Annotated in this window: 18 protein-coding genes; 4 read left to right on the plus strand and 14 right to left on the minus strand. The window is 68.5% G+C overall.

All coding sequences use genetic code 11. The features are described from left to right. The first annotated feature begins 397 nt into the window (after nt 1-397). The 3 genes from MSA03_RS13195 to MSA03_RS13205 are packed head-to-tail and all read left to right on the plus strand — an operon-like array spanning nt 398 to nt 2,246. On the plus strand, nt 398-673 hold the full coding sequence (locus tag MSA03_RS13195; protein ID WP_147051357.1) for a glutaredoxin: 276 nt from the start codon (nt 398-400) through the stop codon (nt 671-673). Beyond that, nucleotides 673-1,647, plus strand: a complete 975-nt coding sequence (locus MSA03_RS13200) for a cytochrome c biogenesis CcdA family protein (RefSeq protein WP_147051358.1) — start codon at nt 673-675, stop codon at nt 1,645-1,647. Before MSA03_RS13195 ends, MSA03_RS13200 begins: the two co-directional genes overlap by 1 nt. After that, on the plus strand, nt 1,644-2,246 hold the full coding sequence (locus tag MSA03_RS13205; RefSeq protein WP_147051359.1) for a peroxiredoxin family protein: 603 nt from the start codon (nt 1,644-1,646) through the stop codon (nt 2,244-2,246). The genes MSA03_RS13200 and MSA03_RS13205 overlap by 4 nt, the downstream gene beginning before the upstream one ends. Nucleotides 2,247-2,327: 81 nt before the next feature. Here the strand turns inward: MSA03_RS13205 and MSA03_RS13210 are convergent, their stop codons facing one another. The 14 genes from MSA03_RS13210 to MSA03_RS13280 form a co-directional block, all read right to left on the minus strand. Next, a complete protein-coding gene (locus tag MSA03_RS13210; RefSeq protein ID WP_147051360.1) occupies nt 2,328-2,639 on the minus strand; it encodes a thioredoxin family protein in 312 nt (103 codons plus the stop codon). Nucleotides 2,640-2,852: 213 nt separating this feature from the next. Next, nucleotides 2,853-3,335, minus strand: coding sequence for a DUF2933 domain-containing protein (locus tag MSA03_RS14500; RefSeq protein ID WP_218028825.1), 483 nt, complete (start codon nt 3,333-3,335; stop codon nt 2,853-2,855). Nucleotides 3,336-3,427: 92 nt separating this feature from the next. Next, nucleotides 3,428-4,570 (minus strand): sensor histidine kinase, encoded by a 1,143-nt coding sequence (locus tag MSA03_RS13225; protein ID WP_147051362.1) that lies wholly within the window; start codon nt 4,568-4,570, stop codon nt 3,428-3,430. After that, nucleotides 4,567-5,289 (minus strand): response regulator, encoded by a 723-nt coding sequence (locus tag MSA03_RS13230; RefSeq protein ID WP_147051363.1) that lies wholly within the window; start codon nt 5,287-5,289, stop codon nt 4,567-4,569. Before MSA03_RS13230 ends, MSA03_RS13225 begins: the two co-directional genes overlap by 4 nt. After that, nucleotides 5,276-7,729: a heavy metal translocating P-type ATPase gene (locus MSA03_RS13235; RefSeq protein ID WP_147051364.1), complete on the minus strand. Its 2,454-nt coding sequence runs from the start codon at nt 7,727-7,729 to the stop codon at nt 5,276-5,278. Before MSA03_RS13235 ends, MSA03_RS13230 begins: the two co-directional genes overlap by 14 nt. A 35-nt stretch (nt 7,730-7,764) precedes the next feature. Beyond that, complete coding sequence (locus tag MSA03_RS13240; RefSeq protein WP_147051365.1) at nt 7,765-8,640, minus strand: WD40/YVTN/BNR-like repeat-containing protein; 876 nt, start codon at nt 8,638-8,640, stop codon at nt 7,765-7,767. Nucleotides 8,641-8,772: 132 nt separating this feature from the next. Further along, entirely contained in the window at nt 8,773-9,384 is a 612-nt protein-coding gene (locus tag MSA03_RS13245; protein ID WP_244946431.1) for a DUF305 domain-containing protein, read from the minus strand. Nucleotides 9,385-9,480: 96 nt separating this feature from the next. Further along, nucleotides 9,481-9,960 carry a DUF6153 family protein gene (locus tag MSA03_RS13250; protein WP_147051366.1) on the minus strand — a complete coding sequence of 160 codons (480 nt, stop codon included), beginning with the start codon at nt 9,958-9,960 and terminating at the stop codon, nt 9,481-9,483. Between the two features lie 151 nt (nt 9,961-10,111). Further along, nucleotides 10,112-12,397, minus strand: a complete 2,286-nt coding sequence (locus MSA03_RS13255) for a heavy metal translocating P-type ATPase (RefSeq protein ID WP_147051367.1) — start codon at nt 12,395-12,397, stop codon at nt 10,112-10,114. Next, a complete protein-coding gene (locus MSA03_RS14700) occupies nt 12,394-12,567 on the minus strand; it encodes a heavy-metal-associated domain-containing protein (RefSeq protein WP_371863109.1) in 174 nt (57 codons plus the stop codon). The genes MSA03_RS13255 and MSA03_RS14700 overlap by 4 nt, the downstream gene beginning before the upstream one ends. 212 nt (nt 12,568-12,779) lie before the next feature. After that, on the minus strand, nt 12,780-13,061 hold the full coding sequence (locus tag MSA03_RS13265) for a metal-sensitive transcriptional regulator (RefSeq protein WP_147051369.1): 282 nt from the start codon (nt 13,059-13,061) through the stop codon (nt 12,780-12,782). A 412-nt stretch (nt 13,062-13,473) separates the two neighbouring features. Then, entirely contained in the window at nt 13,474-13,962 is a 489-nt protein-coding gene (locus MSA03_RS13270) for a hypothetical protein (protein ID WP_147051370.1), read from the minus strand. Then, nucleotides 13,959-14,840: a hypothetical protein gene (locus MSA03_RS13275; RefSeq protein WP_147051371.1), complete on the minus strand. Its 882-nt coding sequence runs from the start codon at nt 14,838-14,840 to the stop codon at nt 13,959-13,961. Before MSA03_RS13275 ends, MSA03_RS13270 begins: the two co-directional genes overlap by 4 nt. Before the next feature lie 501 nt (nt 14,841-15,341). Then, nucleotides 15,342-15,659 (minus strand): winged helix-turn-helix domain-containing protein, encoded by a 318-nt coding sequence (locus tag MSA03_RS13280; RefSeq protein WP_147051372.1) that lies wholly within the window; start codon nt 15,657-15,659, stop codon nt 15,342-15,344. Nucleotides 15,660-15,995: 336 nt separating this feature from the next. On the opposite strand from MSA03_RS13280, the gene MSA03_RS13285 reads away from it, so the two are divergent. Beyond that, a complete protein-coding gene (locus MSA03_RS13285; RefSeq protein ID WP_147051373.1) occupies nt 15,996-16,742 on the plus strand; it encodes a hypothetical protein in 747 nt (248 codons plus the stop codon). Nucleotide 16,743: the final 1 nt, after the last annotated feature.

The raw sequence follows: 16,743 nt of genomic DNA on the forward strand, positions 1-16,743 counted from the left end.
ACGGAGCGGCACGGCCGGCGATCGCGGTGTTTCCGCGGCTTAGCGTGACTGGTGCACACATGAGTGCACACATCCCGGTCCGCGCCTTCATCGAACAACGGCGGCCTTCCTACGGTGGGACTTGAACTCATCATGCACAGGTGCGGTAGCAAGCGACCGCGGTTGGTTGCCGCGTGATTGCGCGGTTCAGGGCCTGCCGCGTCACGCGTCGTCGCGGCTCGGCTCCGTTCAACTCCCACGTCTGTCCCGCCCCCGTAGCGCCAGGACTCCTCCCACTCACACTCCGCTCTGGTACGGCCGTCCGTAGCGATCAGCCTCCTTCATCGAATCTTGATCGAATCCCAATTGAACCCCCACATGCGCCGGTGAGGCTGAGGTAGTGAACGATCGACCCCCCGTGATCCCCACCAGCCGCCCGCAGATCCTGCTGGTGTCCTCCGCCGCGTGCGGACACTGCGCTGACGCGGAACTCGTGCTCAAGAAGGCCCGCGCCGAGGGTCTCGTCGACCTCGAGGTCGTCGATGCCGAATCAGCTCGGGGAACTGCGCTTGTCGCTCGGCATCGGCCGGCGATGTTCCCTCTGACCCTGCTTGAGGGGGAGTTCTTCAGCGCAGGACGACTGCCGCGCGGACTCCTTTCACGGGTTCTCGGCGTAGCGCGAGCTCGCATCTGATGGGCAGCGAACTCCTCGCCACCGGGTCGATCCTCGCCGCTTTTCTCGCCGGCGGCGTCGCGTTGTTCGCGCCCTGCTGCATCGTCTTCCTCGCCCCCAGCTACCTCGCCGCCGCCGTGAAGAACCGGCGCTGGAAGCTGCTGCCACTGACCTTCGTCTTCGCCACCGGACTCGCCGCGGTCCTCGTCCCGATCACCGTCGGAGCCAACTTGATCGCAGGCGCCATCGCCCGCTACCACGCGGTCCTCTACTGGGCCGGCGGGCTTCTGATGATCGCGCTGGCGATCCTGGCCCTCTCCGGCCGGATGTGGTCCATGCCCAGGATGCTGCGAGCCCCCGGCGCGGGCAGGAGCGACACGGCGACCTTCTTCAGCCTCGGCGTATTCTCCGGGATCGCGTCCAGTTGCTGCGCGCCTGTTCTCGCGGGGGTGATGACCCTCTCCGCGCTGTCCGGCTCACCGGCGGGTGGCACGCTGCTCGGGCTGGCATACGTGTTCGGCATGGTGCTGCCTCTGTTCCTCATGGCGCTGCTGTGGGACAAGCTCCCCAAGGGCGGGCAGTCGTGGCTGCGCGCCAAGCCGGTGCGCCTGCGGGTGGGGCGCCGGATCCTCGCGACGAACACCGTGAACCTGCTCGTCGCGGCCGGATTCGTCGCGATGGGCGTCGCAGTGATCCTGCAGGCCGGTGCGACCGATATGACCGGCGGCGGGTCGCAGTCAGGGGTCGCCGCGTGGCTGACCGACCTGTTCGCGTTCGTCCTGCAGTGGACGGCACCGATCCCGGACCCCGTTCTGGGCGCCGCCCTGATCGGGCTGGTCGGCATCTTCCTGCTCGCGACACTCCGCGATCGTGGCCACGACACGCCCTTCGACCCACCCGACGGAGGCGACTCGCCCGACACCACGGGACTCGTTGTCGATGCACCGGACCCCGTCGCTGAACCCACACCCCGACCCACGGAGAGCACCCCATGAACCGCAAGACCCGCGAAACGGTCAGCGACCCCGCCCGCACCCGCCGGCAGAGCGCCCGCTCACGGACACGGATCTGGGTGACCGCCTCGGCCGTTACCGTCTGCGCCGTCCTGGTCGGGTACGGGATCTACTCCGCCATCCCCGAGGCGGCCCCGGTCGATGTGGAGGCCGCCGCAGACTTCACCCTGCCCGCAACCGATGGGAGCACCGTCAGGCTGAGCGATCTTCGCGGAGAGACGGTGGTGCTCTACTTCAACGAGGGCGCAGGATGCGGTTCCTGCACCGCACAGATGGCCGCCATCGAGAAGAACCCCGGCTTCGCCGAAGAGGACATCACCGTCCTCCCCATCGTGATGAACCCGGCCGCGCAGGTCCAGGCGGACATGGACGCGTTCGGCGTCACAACCCCGTACCTGCTCGACGACGGGACCGTGTCGCAGGCCTATGACGTCCTCGGCAAAGGCATGCATGCCGGCCTCCCGGGTCACGGGTTCGTCCTCATCGACGCCGAGGGGAACGAGCGCTGGCGCGGCGACTATCCCTCGATGTGGCTGGACCCTGACGACCTGCTCCACGAGGTACAGGAAGCGCTCGGATAGGCCGCCGCGACCACTGAGTCCTCGAGACCACTGCCGGGCGACCTGGCAGGGGACGCATGGCGACAAGGCGCCGTCCGCGAGTCACTCTGCGCGGGACGAGATCGCATCAATGAGTTGCTCGGTGGTCGGCAGCCCTGCGAGGCCCGTCGGGGTCTTGTAGACCCGGCACGCGACGTCCAAGGCTGGTTCCCCACCGGGGAAGAGGTCCGCGCCGTCAATGAGAATCGTCGGCGATCCGGCGAACCTCAGGCGGGCGGCCTCCTCCCCGGTCGTGACGACGCGGAGCCTGATCGGGGTGTCGCCGAAGCCGGTCGCACTGAGGGCCGCCTCGAGTCGACGGCGCGTCTCCACCCAGCTCGGACAGTCGTCGATATGCAGGAGCTCGATGTCCATGGGTCCATTCTCCGCCGGGTTCTCGTCACTGCAGCGCCGGTACCTCGCTGCGGCGGGGTGGAGGGCGTGCCGGGTCCCCCAAGTCTGCTCCCCCGGGCTGGCAGCGAGGGAAGAACGCGGGCAGAAAGGCACCCTCACCCCCGCCGTTCGTCGGCGAAGGTGAGGGTGCGGGTCAACCGGGCCCCACCGATCGGGCGGGGTGCCTCAGCGGGGTCAGGGAAGACGCTCGTGGCTTTCTCGCGACGGGACTTGCCCGTCGTGGGCCGAAGTCGACCGCTCTCCGTGGCCGTGCGCGCCGTGCCTGTTCATGAAATACATCATCGCGATCATGCTGAGCGGGCACGCCAGCACCAGGGCAAACGGCAGCGCCTGGGCGAGATCGACGCCGAACGCGACCAGGCCGACGAGGATGATCGTCGCGGCGCCGGCGAGGAGAGTGAGGTGCTTTTTCATCGTGTTCCTTCGTGGGTGACGGACGCCGAATCGTTCACAGCGGCCCGGATTGACTGGTAGGTGGGAAGGTCGATGTCGCCGCCGGCCAGACGAGCGTCCAGCAACGACTTCGCGTCGTTCGGTGTCGGCGGGGGCGGGGAAGATGCGTTGCACCGCCCAGACGACGACTCCGATGACGATCCCCCACCCGGCGACCATGGCGATCCAGCCGACGACATCCATCTGCCCGCACCACACGCTCACGACCGCCCCCTCTCTTCACCGGCGGGGTTGCCGGTGATGTCCTTTCAGACTGGGCGGCGCGGATCAAGGACGCGCTGTGGCCTGATGAAGAATCACTGAAGCTGCGCGCCACGCGGGGTGCGCTCCCCGTCGAAGGGCAGTTCGATGAGGAATTCTGCGCCGTGGCCCGGACCCCCGCTGTGAGCGGCGATGGTCCCGCCGTGCGCGTGCACGAGTGCCCGGGTGACGCTGAGGCCGATCCCCGACCCGCCGTGTGCGCGGTCCCTGGCCGAGTCGACCCGGTAGAACCGTTCGAACAGGTGCGGCAGGTGCGCGTGGTCGATGCCGTCACCGTCATCGGCGACGACGAAGCGCGCCCCGGTCGGGGTAGGCGCGGCGCTGAGGCGGACGGTGCCGCCGGCAGGGGTGTGCCGCAACGCGTTGTCGAGAAGATTCGCGAACACCTGCCCGAGCCGGTCGGGGTCCACGGACAGGTCCGGCAGGTGCGGCGCATCGACGACGAGGGTCACACCGGCGGCGGCGTAGGCGCCGGCGGCCGCTGCCGCCGCCCCGGAGAGGATCGACCCGGGTGCGAGCGGTTGCCGGTGCAGGCGCAGCTTACCGCTGTCGGCACGACTGACGGCGGTGAGGTCCGCGGAGAGACGGGTGAGACGGGACGCCTGTGCCCGCAACACCGCGGTGGTCGTGGGGGTGAGATGCTGCACGTCGTCGTCCAGAGCGTCCAGGGTGGCCGCTATGGTGGCAACCGGCGTGCGAAGCTCGTGGGCCACGTCCGCCGTCAGCCGTCGGCGCAGCTGCTCGTCTCGGTCGAGGCGATCGGCCATGGCGTTGAAAGCGAGCGCGAGCTGGTCGAACTCGGCACCGACCCCGGGTGCGGCGACACGGGTATCAAGGCGGCCCGTGGCGAGACGAGTGGATGCCTCGGCCATCGTGCGCAACGATGCGCCGATGCGGCGGGCGAGGAAGACACTCGCGGCGACGGACGTGACCGCGGCTGAGCCCAGAGCGATGGTCGTGGCGAGCGTGCTCGCGAATCGGAAGGCCTCCTCCGCGTGGCCGATAGCGCCTTGGGAGGTTCCCCCCGACTCGGCGACGTGTTGGACGAAAAGGGCCGGGCCGACGAGATCGGCAACAAGGAACGCTGTAAGACCCCCCGCGACCACGACCAAGGTCATCGCGATGACGAGACGGGCGGCGATCCCGCGGACCGCAGGCCCACGGGCGGGGCTGGTCATCGTCCGGGCCCCATCCGGTATCCCACCCCGCGGACCGTCCGGACGTACTTCTGCTCGGTGGCCGTGTCGCCGAGCTTCTGCCGGATGTGCAGAACATGCACGTCAACGAGGTGTTCATCGCCGATCCACTGCCCACCCCACACCGCGTTGATGAGCGCCTGGCGGGTAAAGACCTGACCCGGGTTCAGCGCCAACGCCGCCAGCACGTCGAACTCGATGCGCGTCAGAGGCACCGGGCGTCCCTCCAGGGACACTTCGCGCCCTCGCACGTCGATCGCCAACGCGCCGAACGAAACGAGCGGGGCGGACTCTTCCGCAGCCGCGGCGCGCGGGCGCCGCATCATGACCGCGATGCGAGCGACCAGCTCGCGCGGGCTGAACGGTTTCGTCATGTAGTCGTCCGCTCCCACCGACAACCCGATCAGCATGTCGACCTCGTCGACTCGGGCCGTGAGCATGAGGATGTAGCAGTCCGAGAAGGTGCGGATGCTCCGGCAGACCTCCACCCCGTCCAGGCCGGGCAAGCCCAGATCCAACACCACGACAGCAGGATTCTGCTCGCGCGCCAACTGCACCGCCGACGGCCCATCGGATGCCAACGCGACCTCGAACCCCTCACGCTCCAGGTATCCGGCAACGACCATCGCGAGCGGCTGCTCGTCGTCAACCACGAGTGCCCGGCGCGGGGCGGCCTGCGGAACCGGATCAGACACTGCCATGCTGCTTCTCTGCCGGACCCGGGCCGACGACGACGGACTGAGCCGGCAGGCGCAGCCGCTTCAAGAGGAGCGCGTTGACGGCGACGATGACACTGGATCCGGACATCGACAGCGCGGCGATCTCCGGGGAGAGCATGATCCCGAATGCGGGGTAGAAGACGCCGGCGGCGATCGGAAGGGCGGCCGCGTTGTAGCCGATCGCCCAGCCCAGGTTCTGCCGCATCTTGCGCAATGTGCCCTTGCCGATCTTCAGCGCGATCGCGACGTCGAGCGGGTCGGAACGCATGAGCACCACATCCGCGGTCTCGATGGCGACGTCCGTGCCGGCACCGATCGCGATGCCGAGGTCGGCTTGGGCGAGCGCCGGGGCATCATTGACGCCGTCGCCCACCATCGCCACCTTCTTCCCGGCGGCCTGCAGCTCGGCGACCTTCGCGGCCTTGTCCTCCGGGAGGACGTCGGCGATGACCGTGTCGATACCCAGCAGGGCGGCGATCCGATCCGCGGTGGGCTGGTTGTCGCCGGTGAGCATCGCGACTTCGACACCCTGCTCGTGCAGGGCGTCGACGGCAGCCTTCGCGCTCTCGCGGGGCGCGTCGGCGAGGGCGACGACCCCGGCGATCCGCCCGTCGACGGCGAACATGATCGCGGTGCGGCCCGAGCCGGCCAGCTCCCGCTGGGATGCCTCCACCGAGGTGATGTCGATGCCCTCTGCTGCCATCAGTCGGGTGTTGCCGAGCACGATCCGCTTCCCGTCCACGGTCGCCACAGCGCCCTGCCCGGTGATGTTCCGGAAAGCGGTGGCGTGTCGTCGCGGGATGTCGCGGGCGTCGGCGTACGCGACGATCGCCTGGGCGAGGGGATGTTCCGACTCCCGCTCGGCGGCGGCCGCCAGGCTCAGCAGCTCCAGATCGTCTCCGTCTACGGTGAGGTAGTCGGTGACCTCGGGTTCACCCTTGGTGAGAGTGCCGGTCTTGTCGAAGACGACAGTGGTGATGCGGGCCGCGGACTCGATCGCGCCCGCGCTCTTGAACAGCACGCCGCGCTTGGCACCGAGGCCGGTGCCGACCATGATCGCGGTCGGGGTGGCGAGCCCGAGGGCGTCGGGGCAGGTGATGACCACGACGGTGATGGCGAACAGGATCGCCGTCGGCACGGCTGCTCCTGCCAGCATCCACACCAGGAAGGTCGTCGTTCCGCCGATCAGGGCGACGAGCACCAGCCAGAACGCGGCCCGGTCGGCGAGCCGCTGCCCCGGAGCCTTGGAGTTCTGCGCCTCCTGCACCAGCTTCACGATCTGCGCCAGCGCCGTGTCGGCGCCGACCTTCGTCGCCGTCACCCGCAGCGTGCCGATGGTGTTCACGGTCGCGCCGATCACGGCTGACCCGGGGACTTTGTCCACCGGCATGGACTCGCCGGTGACCATCGACTCGTCCACCTCCGACTCCCCCGACTCCACGACTCCGTCGGTGGGCACCTTGGCGCCCGGCCGCACCAGCATCAGGTCCCCGGGCACCACGTCGGAGGTGGCGATCTCGACCTCCTGGCCGTCGCGGATCACGACCGCCTGCGGGGGTGCCAGCTCCAGAAGCGTGCGGATGGCGTCGTTCGCACCGCCCCTGGCCCTCATCTCCACCCAGTGCCCGAGCAGCACGAACGTTGCGAGCACGGTCGCCGCCTCGTAGAACACCTCGCCGCCACCGGCGAGGGTGACGAAGAGGCTGTAGAGCCAGCCCGCGCCGACGCCCACCGCGACGAGGACCATCATGTCCAGGGTGCGGGCACGAAGCGCCCGATACGCCCCGTCGAAGAAGATCCAGGCCGAGTAGAAGATCACCGGCAGCGAGAGGATCAGCGCGAACACGTCGTCGCGGAGCCCGAAGGGTGCCGGAACATCGAATCCGAGAACCTCCCGCCCGATCGGCGACCACAAGGTGATCGGTATGGAGAGGATCAGCGCGACCAGGAACCGGCTGCGCATGTCGCGGATCATGGCATCCATCGACATGCCGGCATGGTGACCGCCGTGGCCCATCATCTCCTGCGGTGAGTGCGCACCGGCCTCGCCGCCATGAACGTGCTCAGCAAGGGGTCCCGGAGCCTGGCCGGGGTGGCTCGTCTGCGTAGCCCCCGCGTGCATGTCGTGACCGGTGGCGCCCTTCTGCGCGGCGTGGTCGTGCGGGTCAGCAGCGGGGTCGCAGATGTGGTCGGGCACAGACTGACCGGCGCAGTGGTAGCCGCATTCGATCACCCATTCCTGCAAGCGCGCGACCGAGGTCATGCCGGTGTCGTAGGTGACGGTCGCCGTCTGCGAGACGGGATTCGCCTCGACACGGATGACCCCGGGTTGGCGGGCGAGGTGGGCTTCGGTGACGTTGGTGGAGGTCGCGCGGATCATCCCGCTGACCTCCAACGTGACGGTCCTCAGGGAGTCGGTCATCTCAGTCCCTTCTGTATCGAATGGCGGATGGATGCTCATCGGTCCGCTCCCGCGGGAGCGCTCGGATGAAGGATGGTGGGTTGGTCGCTGTCGGGGGCGATGCGGACGATGCCGCGGTCGTCGGCCAACAGCACCGCGCCCTCGGCAGCGCCGGAAATGGCCTGCACCCGGCCAGAGGCATTGCCGATCCGCTCCCAGCCGCCGGCAGCGGTCAGGCGCCAGAGGACGCCGTCGGTACTCACCGCGACGAGATCCTGACCGCCCCACGTTTCGAGTGAGTACAGCAGCGGGGCGTCCGCGACGGGCGCGAACGTCTCGCCCCCGTCTGCGCTGCGTAGCAGACCGCTCTCGGTAGCCGCGTACAGCGTTGCGGCGGAGACGGCGACGTCCGCGACGCTGTCCAGGACCGCCCTGTCAGTCCATGTCACACCGCTGTCACTGCTGGTGCGCAGCGCCGGGCTGCTGGAGCCGATCCCGTACAGAGTGCCGTCGGCGTCGGCGGTGAGAATGTGGAAGTCCTCGATGCCGGTGAACGCAGTCGACGCCCATGATTCACCCTCGTCGTCGCTGCGCATGATCCCCAGATTCGGGGCACCGAGTTCTGGGGGCGTGGCGGGGCCGGGGTGGCCGGAGGCGAACCAGGAGTCGGCGGTGGCAGTGAACCCCATCGCGTCGAAATCGAATCCACCCAGCGGACCGGTGACGGCTCCCTGTTCGTCCAGCAGGTAGACACCGGTGTGAGTGGCGACCAGCGTTTCCGCGCCGCGGGCGACGATGGCATGGACATGACCAAACGGGTCCGCAGTTTTCGCCGACGGTGTCGGTGCCGTTGCTGGCGCGCAGGCGACCAGTAGCCCTGCGATGCCGAGGGTGAGCGTGGCGGCGGTGGTGGTTACGATGGGGCTTCTCAAGGGAATCTCCTCTGACGGGTGCGAGTGACGCGGCTTATGCTCCTCCGGGCGACGTGGAGGCCTCGGGCGGCGCCGAACGGCATGGGATCCGGGTGCGTGGCGCTGAGCGGGCGCCCCGCACCCGGGTCGGGGTTACGAAGCCTCGAGAAGGTCGCGCATCGTGGCGATCTCGGCGGTCTGGTCCGCGATGATCTTGTCGATCAGGGCGATGACGTCGGGGTTCTGCGCTCCGCGGAGGGCCATCTCCCCCATGTCGATCGCACCCTCGTGGTGGACGATCATCTGCTCCAGGAACAGCCGCGCGGCCTCGGCGCCCGACGCTTCCTCGAGAGCAGTCATGTCGCTTTCTGACATCATCCCGTCGCCGTGCCCCATGCCGCCCATGGAGTCCTCGTCGTACTCCACGTTCCACTCCTCCAGCCACGAGCGCATGGTCTCGATCTCCGGACCTTGGGCGTCCTTGATCTTCTGGGCGAGCTCGGTCACCTCGTCCGGGATGCCGGACTTGGCGAGGAGGATGTCGGCCATCTCGATCGCCTGCTCGTGGTGCGGGATCATCATGATGAGGAACATCTGGTCGGCGGCGTTGAAGTCCGCGCCGGGTTCGCTCGTCTGGGTCATCATGCCGCCGGGCCCATTTCCCATCCCCGGCGTGACCCCATCCTGCGCGGCGCAGCCGGCGAGAACGAGGACTCCGGCGATTACGCCGGCGGTGAGCGCGATCGCGCGCGATTTCTTGTTCACAGCAGTGTCCTTTCAATCAGTCGAAGCAGATGCGATTCGGCGCCCGGGCAGGGCGGCATGTTCCTCCAGGCAGGTGCGGGGGAACAGCGCGGCGAATCAGGTTCGACTGATCGAGAGAACGAAGAGAGACGGTGCGCGTGCGCGCGCGACGTCCGAGAGCCGCGGACCGGCAAAGAAGGCACGGCCGGGGATCAGCATGGCAGCGGAGCGACCAGGCGGGACGAGGAGGAGCGCGACGGCGAGCACCGCGAGCACGCACGCCATTACGAGCATCGAGTGCACCGATACCGGCGTCGTGGCGAGCATCACCTCGTCGCAGTCGCACACCGCTTCAGAGTCGACTCCGTGGCCGGTGGACGCCGCCTGTGTGATGCCGGCGTGCGATCCGGAGTCGCTCAAGACGGCGACCGACGTCGCACTTCCCGAGGCGACGGCGGAGTGGTGAGCACCCGCGGGGCCACTCAGGACATGCATCGCCAGCAGCCCGAGAATGACTGCGGCCGCGAGCGCGATGGCGCCGAGGGTGCGCAGGGGAAGAAGTCGGTGGCGCTCAATGGCGTTGAGAGCGAGCATCATCCTCCCCCCATCGGCGTTTCCAGGGTGAGCGTCCGGTGAGGACGCGTTGCCGGCGAGCGGTGGCGCCGCAGGAGGCGGATCGCGAGGGCTCGGTCATCGCCCGCGGGACTCCGCCTGCCGTTCCGCACCATCTCCGCGACAGCCACCTCGATCACACCCGATCAGCAACAGCGGCGCGCGCCCGGTCGGCCGTGGCCCCCGTGAGGCCTGTCCCGGACGGCAACGCGCGGAACCTGCGCAGCCGAAGGCTGTTGGTGACGACGAACACGCTGCTGAAGGCCATGGCCGCCGCCGCGAGGATCGGGTTCAGCAGGGCAGCCATCGCCACCGGGATCGCGGCGACGTTGTACGCGAAGGCCCAGAACAGGTTGCCTTTGATCGTGCCGAGGGTGCGACGGGCGAGCCGGATGGCGTCGGCGACCAGAAGCAGATCGCCCGAGACGATGGTGAGATCCGATGCGGTGATCGCCGCATCCGTTCCTGTGCCCATTGCGATGCCGAGGTCCGCTGCCGCCAGCGCTGCCGAGTCGTTCACCCCGTCGCCGACCATCGCCACGACGCGACCCGCGTCCTGCAGGGCGCGGATCGCGTCGAGCTTGCCGGCCGGCGTGACGCCTGCGCGGACGTCGTCGATGCCGACCTGCGCGGCGATCGCCCGCGCCGCGCCGCGATTGTCGCCGGTGAGCAGCACCGGTGTCAGCCCGAGCGCTCTCAACCGGGTGATCGCCTCGGCGGCGTGCGGTTTGATGGTGTCGGCGATGCTGATCGCACCGCGCACCGCCCCGTCCCACGCGATCACGATGACCGTTGCGCCACCGCCTTCATCCGCTGCGATGTGGGCGGCGAGCTCCTCCGGGGCGGCCAACGCCCACTGGGCCTTCAGCCAGGATTCGCGGCCGGCGACGACGGCGCGCCCCTGGACGAGCGCCTGAACACCTGCGCCCGCGTGCGACAGGAACCCTTCCGATGGCAGCAGGGTGTCCTTGGAAGCGGCGACGATCGCGCGCGCGATCGGATGCTCCGAACCGTCTTCGGCGGCCGCGGCGATCCGGATCAGGTCGTCCGCGTCCAGCCCCGCGACGGGGCGGATCGCGGTGACGGACATCGTCCCCGAGGTGACGGTGCCCGTCTTGTCGAGCACGACGGTATCGATCCGACGGGTCTGCTCCAGCACCTGCGGACCTCGGATCAAGATGCCCAGCTGCGAGCCCCGCCCGGTGCCGACGAGCAACGCCGTCGGGGTCGCGAGTCCCAGCGCACACGGGCACGCGATGATCAGAGTGGTTACGGCGGCGGTGAACGCGACGTCGAGCGGCGCGCCAGCCACAGCCCACCCTGTGAACGTGACAAGGGCGAGGCCGATCACGACCGGCACGAAGATCGCCGAGACGCGGTCGGCGAGCCGCTGCACCTGTGCCTTTCCAGTTTGGGCCTCCTCGACGAGGCGACCCATCCGTGCCAGCTCCGTGTCAGCGCCGGTGCGGGTGATCTCCACCAGAAGCCGCCCGCCGACGTTCACCGTGGCTCCGATGACCCGGCTTCCTGCGGACACTTCGACGGGGACCGATTCGCCGGTGAGCATCGATTCGTCGACGGCTGAGGAACCTTCGCGAACCAGGCCATCCGAGGGAATCTTCTCCCCCGGTCGGACGACCACGACATCCCCGGGCACCAACTGGCTGACCGGGACGATGCGCTCCGCACCCTCACGCAGCACCGCGGCATCCTTTGCGCCCAGCTCCAGGAGTGCGCGCAGCGCCTCACCGGACTGTCGCTTGGCGCGCATCTCCATGTACCGTCCGGCGAGGATGAAGACGGTCACCAAGGAAGCGACCTCGAGATAGAGTTCGTGTCCGCCCGCTCGCGGGGTGCCCACCAACTGGAAAGTCATCTGCATTCCCGGCATGCCGGCGGACCCGAAGAACAGCGCATACAGGGACCAGCCGAACGCCGCCAGGACGCCCACGCTGATCAGCGTGTCCATGGTGGCCGCCCCGTGTCGGATGTTCGTCGCGGCGGCCCGGTGGAACGGCCACGCGCCCCACACCGCGACCGGCGCGGCGAGAGTCAGTGCCAGCCACTGCCAGTTCGTGAACTGCCAGGCGGGCACCATCGACAACACCGCCACAGGCAAGCTGAGCAGCGCCGACACGACGAGACGGTGGCGCAGGGACGCCAACTCAAGGTCGCGCGCGGGAGGGAGTTCACCGTCCTCGGCGGCCGGTGAGGCGGGAACCGTGGCTCCGTACCCGGCGGACTGGACGATAGCGATCAGGTCTTCATCGGGGATGTCGTCGGTGCGGACGCGCGCCTTCTCTGTGGCGAAGTTCACAGACGCCTCCACCCCGGGGAGCTTGTTCAGCTTCCGCTCGATCCGGGACGCGCACGAGGCGCATGTCATCCCGGTGATATCGAGCTCGACATCCCGTGCGGTCATGAGACGGGCGCCAGCCGGTACCCGGCGTCCTCCACCGCCTGACGGACCGACTCCGCGTCCAACGGCGCAGCGCTGCCGACCGTCACGCGCGAGAGCCCGCCCGAGCGGAGATCCACATCGACGGTGCCGACGCCGGGAAGCTCGGAGAGCTCCTCGCTGACGCTGGACACGCAGTGCCCGCACGTCATTCCCTCAACGAGGTACTCTGCGACGACGGTGCTCTGCGCCGCGGGCGTTTCGCCCTCTGTCGAGGCGTGTCCGGAGCAGCACGCGCACCCGGCGTTGCCTGCCGCTGTCAGGCCCAGGTCTTGAGATTCAGAACCACACATTCAGAGTTTCCTTTCTAGTCACGCAGTGAGTGTTGCGCAGTGAAATGGGGAGGCTAGGACCGGACGAGGCGCGCGATCGCAGCGTTCGCTTCGCGGAGCTTGTCCTGTGCGACCTGACCGCCCTCTGCCGTCGCCGCGGCGACGCAGTGCATCAGATGGTCTTCCAGGAGCGCGAGAGCGACGGACTCCAAAGCTTTCGTCGCCGCTGACACCTGGGTCAAGACATCGATGCAGTACACGTCCTCATCGATCATCCGGGCGATCCCCCGGACCTGTCCCTCCGCGCGACGCAGCCGCGCCAAGAGCTCCTGCTTGTCATCGTCGTATCCGCGCATAACGCCCTCCACAGCAAAGCTAGCATACCCCCTGGGGGTATGGGGTATTCCCCGCGGCGTCGGCCCGCGACTCACAGGTGAGCGAGGACGAAAGCGACCCGGTCGGCGCGTGGGAGAACCGGCACCTGGACGATGGGGACCGGCAGGCTCTCGTACACCTCGATCAGGAGATTGTGGATGCGTCGTTGTGTAGCCGCGTCCTCGGTTCGGGCATAGTCCGGCGCGAGCGGAAGCAAGTCGAGGATGAAGACCGTGCGATATGACGCGGTGCAGAAGCGCTTCCAGGAGGTCAGGGTCTGGCGTCAGGTGCAGGAATCTGTAATAGGCGAGCGAATCGGGCAGCGCCCGGCCGGGGAACACCACCTCGTCGGGATTCAGTGCCCGGTGCTGGTGGACAGGGACCGGGAGGCCGCTAGCCGTCTGCGAGCACGCGGGCCGCGCGCAGAGAAGCCGGGATGTGGCCGGCCGCGAGCACGAGCGAAGCCGCGACGACCCAAAGGTTAGCGAGCCCGATACCCGCGAGGAGGAAGACCAAGACCGGGGTGATCGCCATCGGCACCGGGACGGAGCCCCACGGTTCGTACAGCGACGCCCACCGTCGCCCGGAGGCGAGAAACCGAACCCATCCGGCGTAGTAGACGACGAGGACGGCGCCTGCCGCTGCAAGGACAGCCGGGTTCATCGCCGTGGAGACGGTGGCCGTGGGGACCACGAGGCACGCGACCTGCCCGATGCCTTCCAACGCCTGTATCACAGGCGGGACGCGGGGCTTCGGGGCGCGACCCCTCGGACCGACGAAGACGAGGAGGAGGTTGGGGGCGAGAACGAGCGCAGCGACAGCGAAGCCGACCGGAGAGAATCCGAGTCCTGGCCAGCCCGGTGCGACCTCGCCTGTGATCATCGGCGCGATCGTGGCGCCCGTGGGGGTGCCGCGGCAGATGCTTCGGCTAACGGTCTCTCGGGGGTTTCATGGAAGAGACCTGCGGCTGCGGCGAGGCTGACCGCCACGACCACCCCGACCAGGATGGCGGGGACGACGCTCCCCACTGGGCCGGCGGCGGTGATGAGGATCATCGCGGCGACGATGCTGAGCCCCATGAGCGTGGAGAAGACCAGCAGCGGCAGAGTGAGGGCGCCCGTCCGGGTGCCGCGGATGCCGAGGACTCCGACGACGATCATCCCGGGGAGCACGACGGACAGGTCGATGACGTGGACCGGGTTGACGATCAGTCCGGCGAGTTCGAGGCTCGCGGGGACCTCGCCCGACACCAGGGCCGGCACCAGCTCGCTCAGCCAGAGCAACGCGAAGAGCGCACCCGTGCCGATCAAGACCGCGCCGCCGAACTTTCGGGCGCGGACGCGCCCCGTCGCCGGCACGCGAAGCGCGGCCTGGAGCGCGGCGATCAGGCTGAAGGCGATCAGACCGAGGACGGCCACGTAGACCAAGAACTGCCGTCCCAGGTGCAGGGCGAACGCATACACGAGATACGCGTAGAGGAGATAGAACTGCGCACCGACCCAGACCTGCGCGGCTCGAACCGATCCTGCCCGCATCCGGATCGTGGCGACGACAAGAACGACGACCGCGAGAAGGTTGCCCACGTCCTGCCCCCGCGCCTGCAGTGCCCAGTTCTCCGTCTCGAACTGATACGGCCAATCCGCGAACAGCCCGAGCAGGCTCGCCATCGCCACCAGCCCAGCGATCGCGAGCGATGCCACGGTCAACCAGGAGCCCTCTTGCCGCCGGGAGGTCGCAGGCAGGGTGCGCACAGTCGTCATGGCGCGACGGTAGCGGTCGGATCCCAGAACACCGCGCGGTCGGGCCGTGCAAATGCGGCTCGGAGCGCAGCGTGCGGCTATATCAACGAAGAGGGAGGGCCCTCCGTGCCGCGGCTGGGGGGTGCGGGTGGGGGCCCTCCGGATGCGGGTGCGGCGACAAGTTGGGGGGCGTCGCCGCGGTACAGGCCCGCCGCGCGGCGAAAGGGGGGTGCCATGCGGGGGGTCATGCATCCGTCACGGGAAGGCTACCGCATGAGCCTCCGGGACGCGCGTCGGTATTTCGGGGGACAAAAGCGAATGGCGACGGAGGGCTCTCCACCGCGTCCCCAGACGCGCGCAGCGGGGAGCCCTCCGTCGAACACGAAGCTACTCCCGCGCGGTGTTCCCTGCTGTCGTCCTTTTGGGGGACATGAAGATCTGGGCCAGCATCGGGGCGGAAGACCTCAACGATCGTTGTGGCAACTGCGTTGGTGGCGGCATTGCCCACTGCGACGGCGATCGCTAAATCTCGCCGAGCTCCTGTCCCAGTCGGAGATAGAGAGCGGTGACTTCCGCATCGTTGACGCGGTACACCGGCCACTCCCCCTTGCGCCGCTCCGTGCGCGGCGGATCGGCGACGATGAGCCCGGCCTCTTCAAGTTCGCCGAGGTATGCGACGAACGTTGTCGGCGGCAGCTGCAGCGCATCCGCGATCGATTTGCGCGTGACGTTTGGGTGCTGCCGGAGGTAGCGGATGGCGGCCGCCTTCACATAGTTCCCGAACACCGAGATTGCCTGTTCGGCACCCTCTCCGCCAACAGGCTTCGCATACTTCGGCATGCCAGCAGTGTGCCGCACCGTTCACCGCCACACAACGAACCTGAACTTTTTACCCGTTTACTTTCGACGTGGACGGTTGTACCGTTCACTCATGTTCGCGCCGCCACCGACCGTTGCCGTCCCCGCGGCTGATGCGGGGGTGTCCGCCGAACGGTCTACAGACGCCGCTCCGGCGCACACGTATCGTTTGGCTCCATCGCAGGTCGGTGCCACGCACCTCTCCATCTCGCTGATCCCAGCTGGGCTGTGGATAACTCGGCGGTGGCCACGGGCGTCCGTAGCATCGGCATCCAACAAGCTTTCTCGTCCAGTTCGTTGCCGCAAGGGGGTTCGCCGATGACGAATCCACAGCGGCGGAAGCGCACCGGGCTCACCTGGGCACTCATCGGCGGCGCAGTGCTGATCGCGGCCATCGTCGCTCTAGTTGTGAACGTGATCGTCGGAGCGGCCACGGGTCCGTCCCCTCGACCGACGCCCAGTCCCTCTCTACCGCCCGGCAGCACTGCACCGCCAACGGAGACGCCCGGGTCCATCGAGGTCGTCGATCCTGATGTCGCGGAAGCCGGCTGGCTACCCGAGCCCATCACCACCGACCCGGAGATGTACGCACGAGCCGCTTTAGCCGCGGCATCGACGTTCGACACGACACTCAGCACTCGAGAGGAGTGGCTCGACTACCTCGACACATGGTTCACGCCCGACACTCGGTACACGGACCCCTCTGATCAGGCCGCGCGGATGAAGGCGGCCAGGCTCGAATTGCGGCAGGGTGTCGTGCTCCCGCAAGAAATGTGGGACTCGATCGCTCAGCAGGATGGGCGAGTGATTGCCGCAGTGACGGGTGACGTCAGGTTGGCGGATGTCCCGCAGGACGCGGCCGGTGACATGCGCATCGCGACGGCGAATGCGGAGCTGACGTTCACGCAGTCCGACGGCGCGGGTGGAGAAGCGTCGTACCCGGAGACGGTGCGGGTGAGTGTCCAGGTGCTGTGCGGAGAGGCGTCGGTCCCGACGCCGGGAACGGCGCAGCAGGCGGGGCACTGCAAGGTGGTGCGCTACTTCACGGAGCCGGTAGAGGGCTGAC

Source organism: Microbacterium saccharophilum (genome assembly GCF_007992455.1).
In the GTDB taxonomy this organism is placed as follows: domain Bacteria; phylum Actinomycetota; class Actinomycetes; order Actinomycetales; family Microbacteriaceae; genus Microbacterium; species Microbacterium saccharophilum.

Excerpts from the sequence above, each read along its gene's own strand:
- MSA03_RS13200 (WP_147051358.1), top strand. The coding sequence starts at position 673 with ATGGGCAGCGAACTCCTCGCCACCGGGTCGATCCTCGCCGCTTTTCTC.
- MSA03_RS13205 (WP_147051359.1), top strand. The coding sequence starts at position 1,644 with ATGAACCGCAAGACCCGCGAAACGGTCAGCGACCCCGCCCGCACCCGC.
- MSA03_RS13210 (WP_147051360.1), bottom strand. The coding sequence starts at position 2,639 with ATGGACATCGAGCTCCTGCATATCGACGACTGTCCGAGCTGGGTGGAG.
- MSA03_RS13225 (WP_147051362.1), bottom strand. The coding sequence starts at position 4,570 with ATGACCAGCCCCGCCCGTGGGCCTGCGGTCCGCGGGATCGCCGCCCGT.
- MSA03_RS13230 (WP_147051363.1), bottom strand. The coding sequence starts at position 5,289 with ATGGCAGTGTCTGATCCGGTTCCGCAGGCCGCCCCGCGCCGGGCACTC.
- MSA03_RS13235 (WP_147051364.1), bottom strand. The coding sequence starts at position 7,729 with ATGACCGACTCCCTGAGGACCGTCACGTTGGAGGTCAGCGGGATGATC.
- MSA03_RS13250 (WP_147051366.1), bottom strand. The coding sequence starts at position 9,960 with ATGATGCTCGCTCTCAACGCCATTGAGCGCCACCGACTTCTTCCCCTG.
- MSA03_RS13255 (WP_147051367.1), bottom strand. The coding sequence starts at position 12,397 with ATGACCGCACGGGATGTCGAGCTCGATATCACCGGGATGACATGCGCC.
- MSA03_RS13265 (WP_147051369.1), bottom strand. The coding sequence starts at position 13,061 with ATGCGCGGATACGACGATGACAAGCAGGAGCTCTTGGCGCGGCTGCGT.
- MSA03_RS13270 (WP_147051370.1), bottom strand. The coding sequence starts at position 13,962 with ATGATCACAGGCGAGGTCGCACCGGGCTGGCCAGGACTCGGATTCTCT.
- MSA03_RS13275 (WP_147051371.1), bottom strand. The coding sequence starts at position 14,840 with ATGACGACTGTGCGCACCCTGCCTGCGACCTCCCGGCGGCAAGAGGGC.
- MSA03_RS13280 (WP_147051372.1), bottom strand. The coding sequence starts at position 15,659 with ATGCCGAAGTATGCGAAGCCTGTTGGCGGAGAGGGTGCCGAACAGGCA.
- MSA03_RS13285 (WP_147051373.1), top strand. The coding sequence starts at position 15,996 with ATGACGAATCCACAGCGGCGGAAGCGCACCGGGCTCACCTGGGCACTC.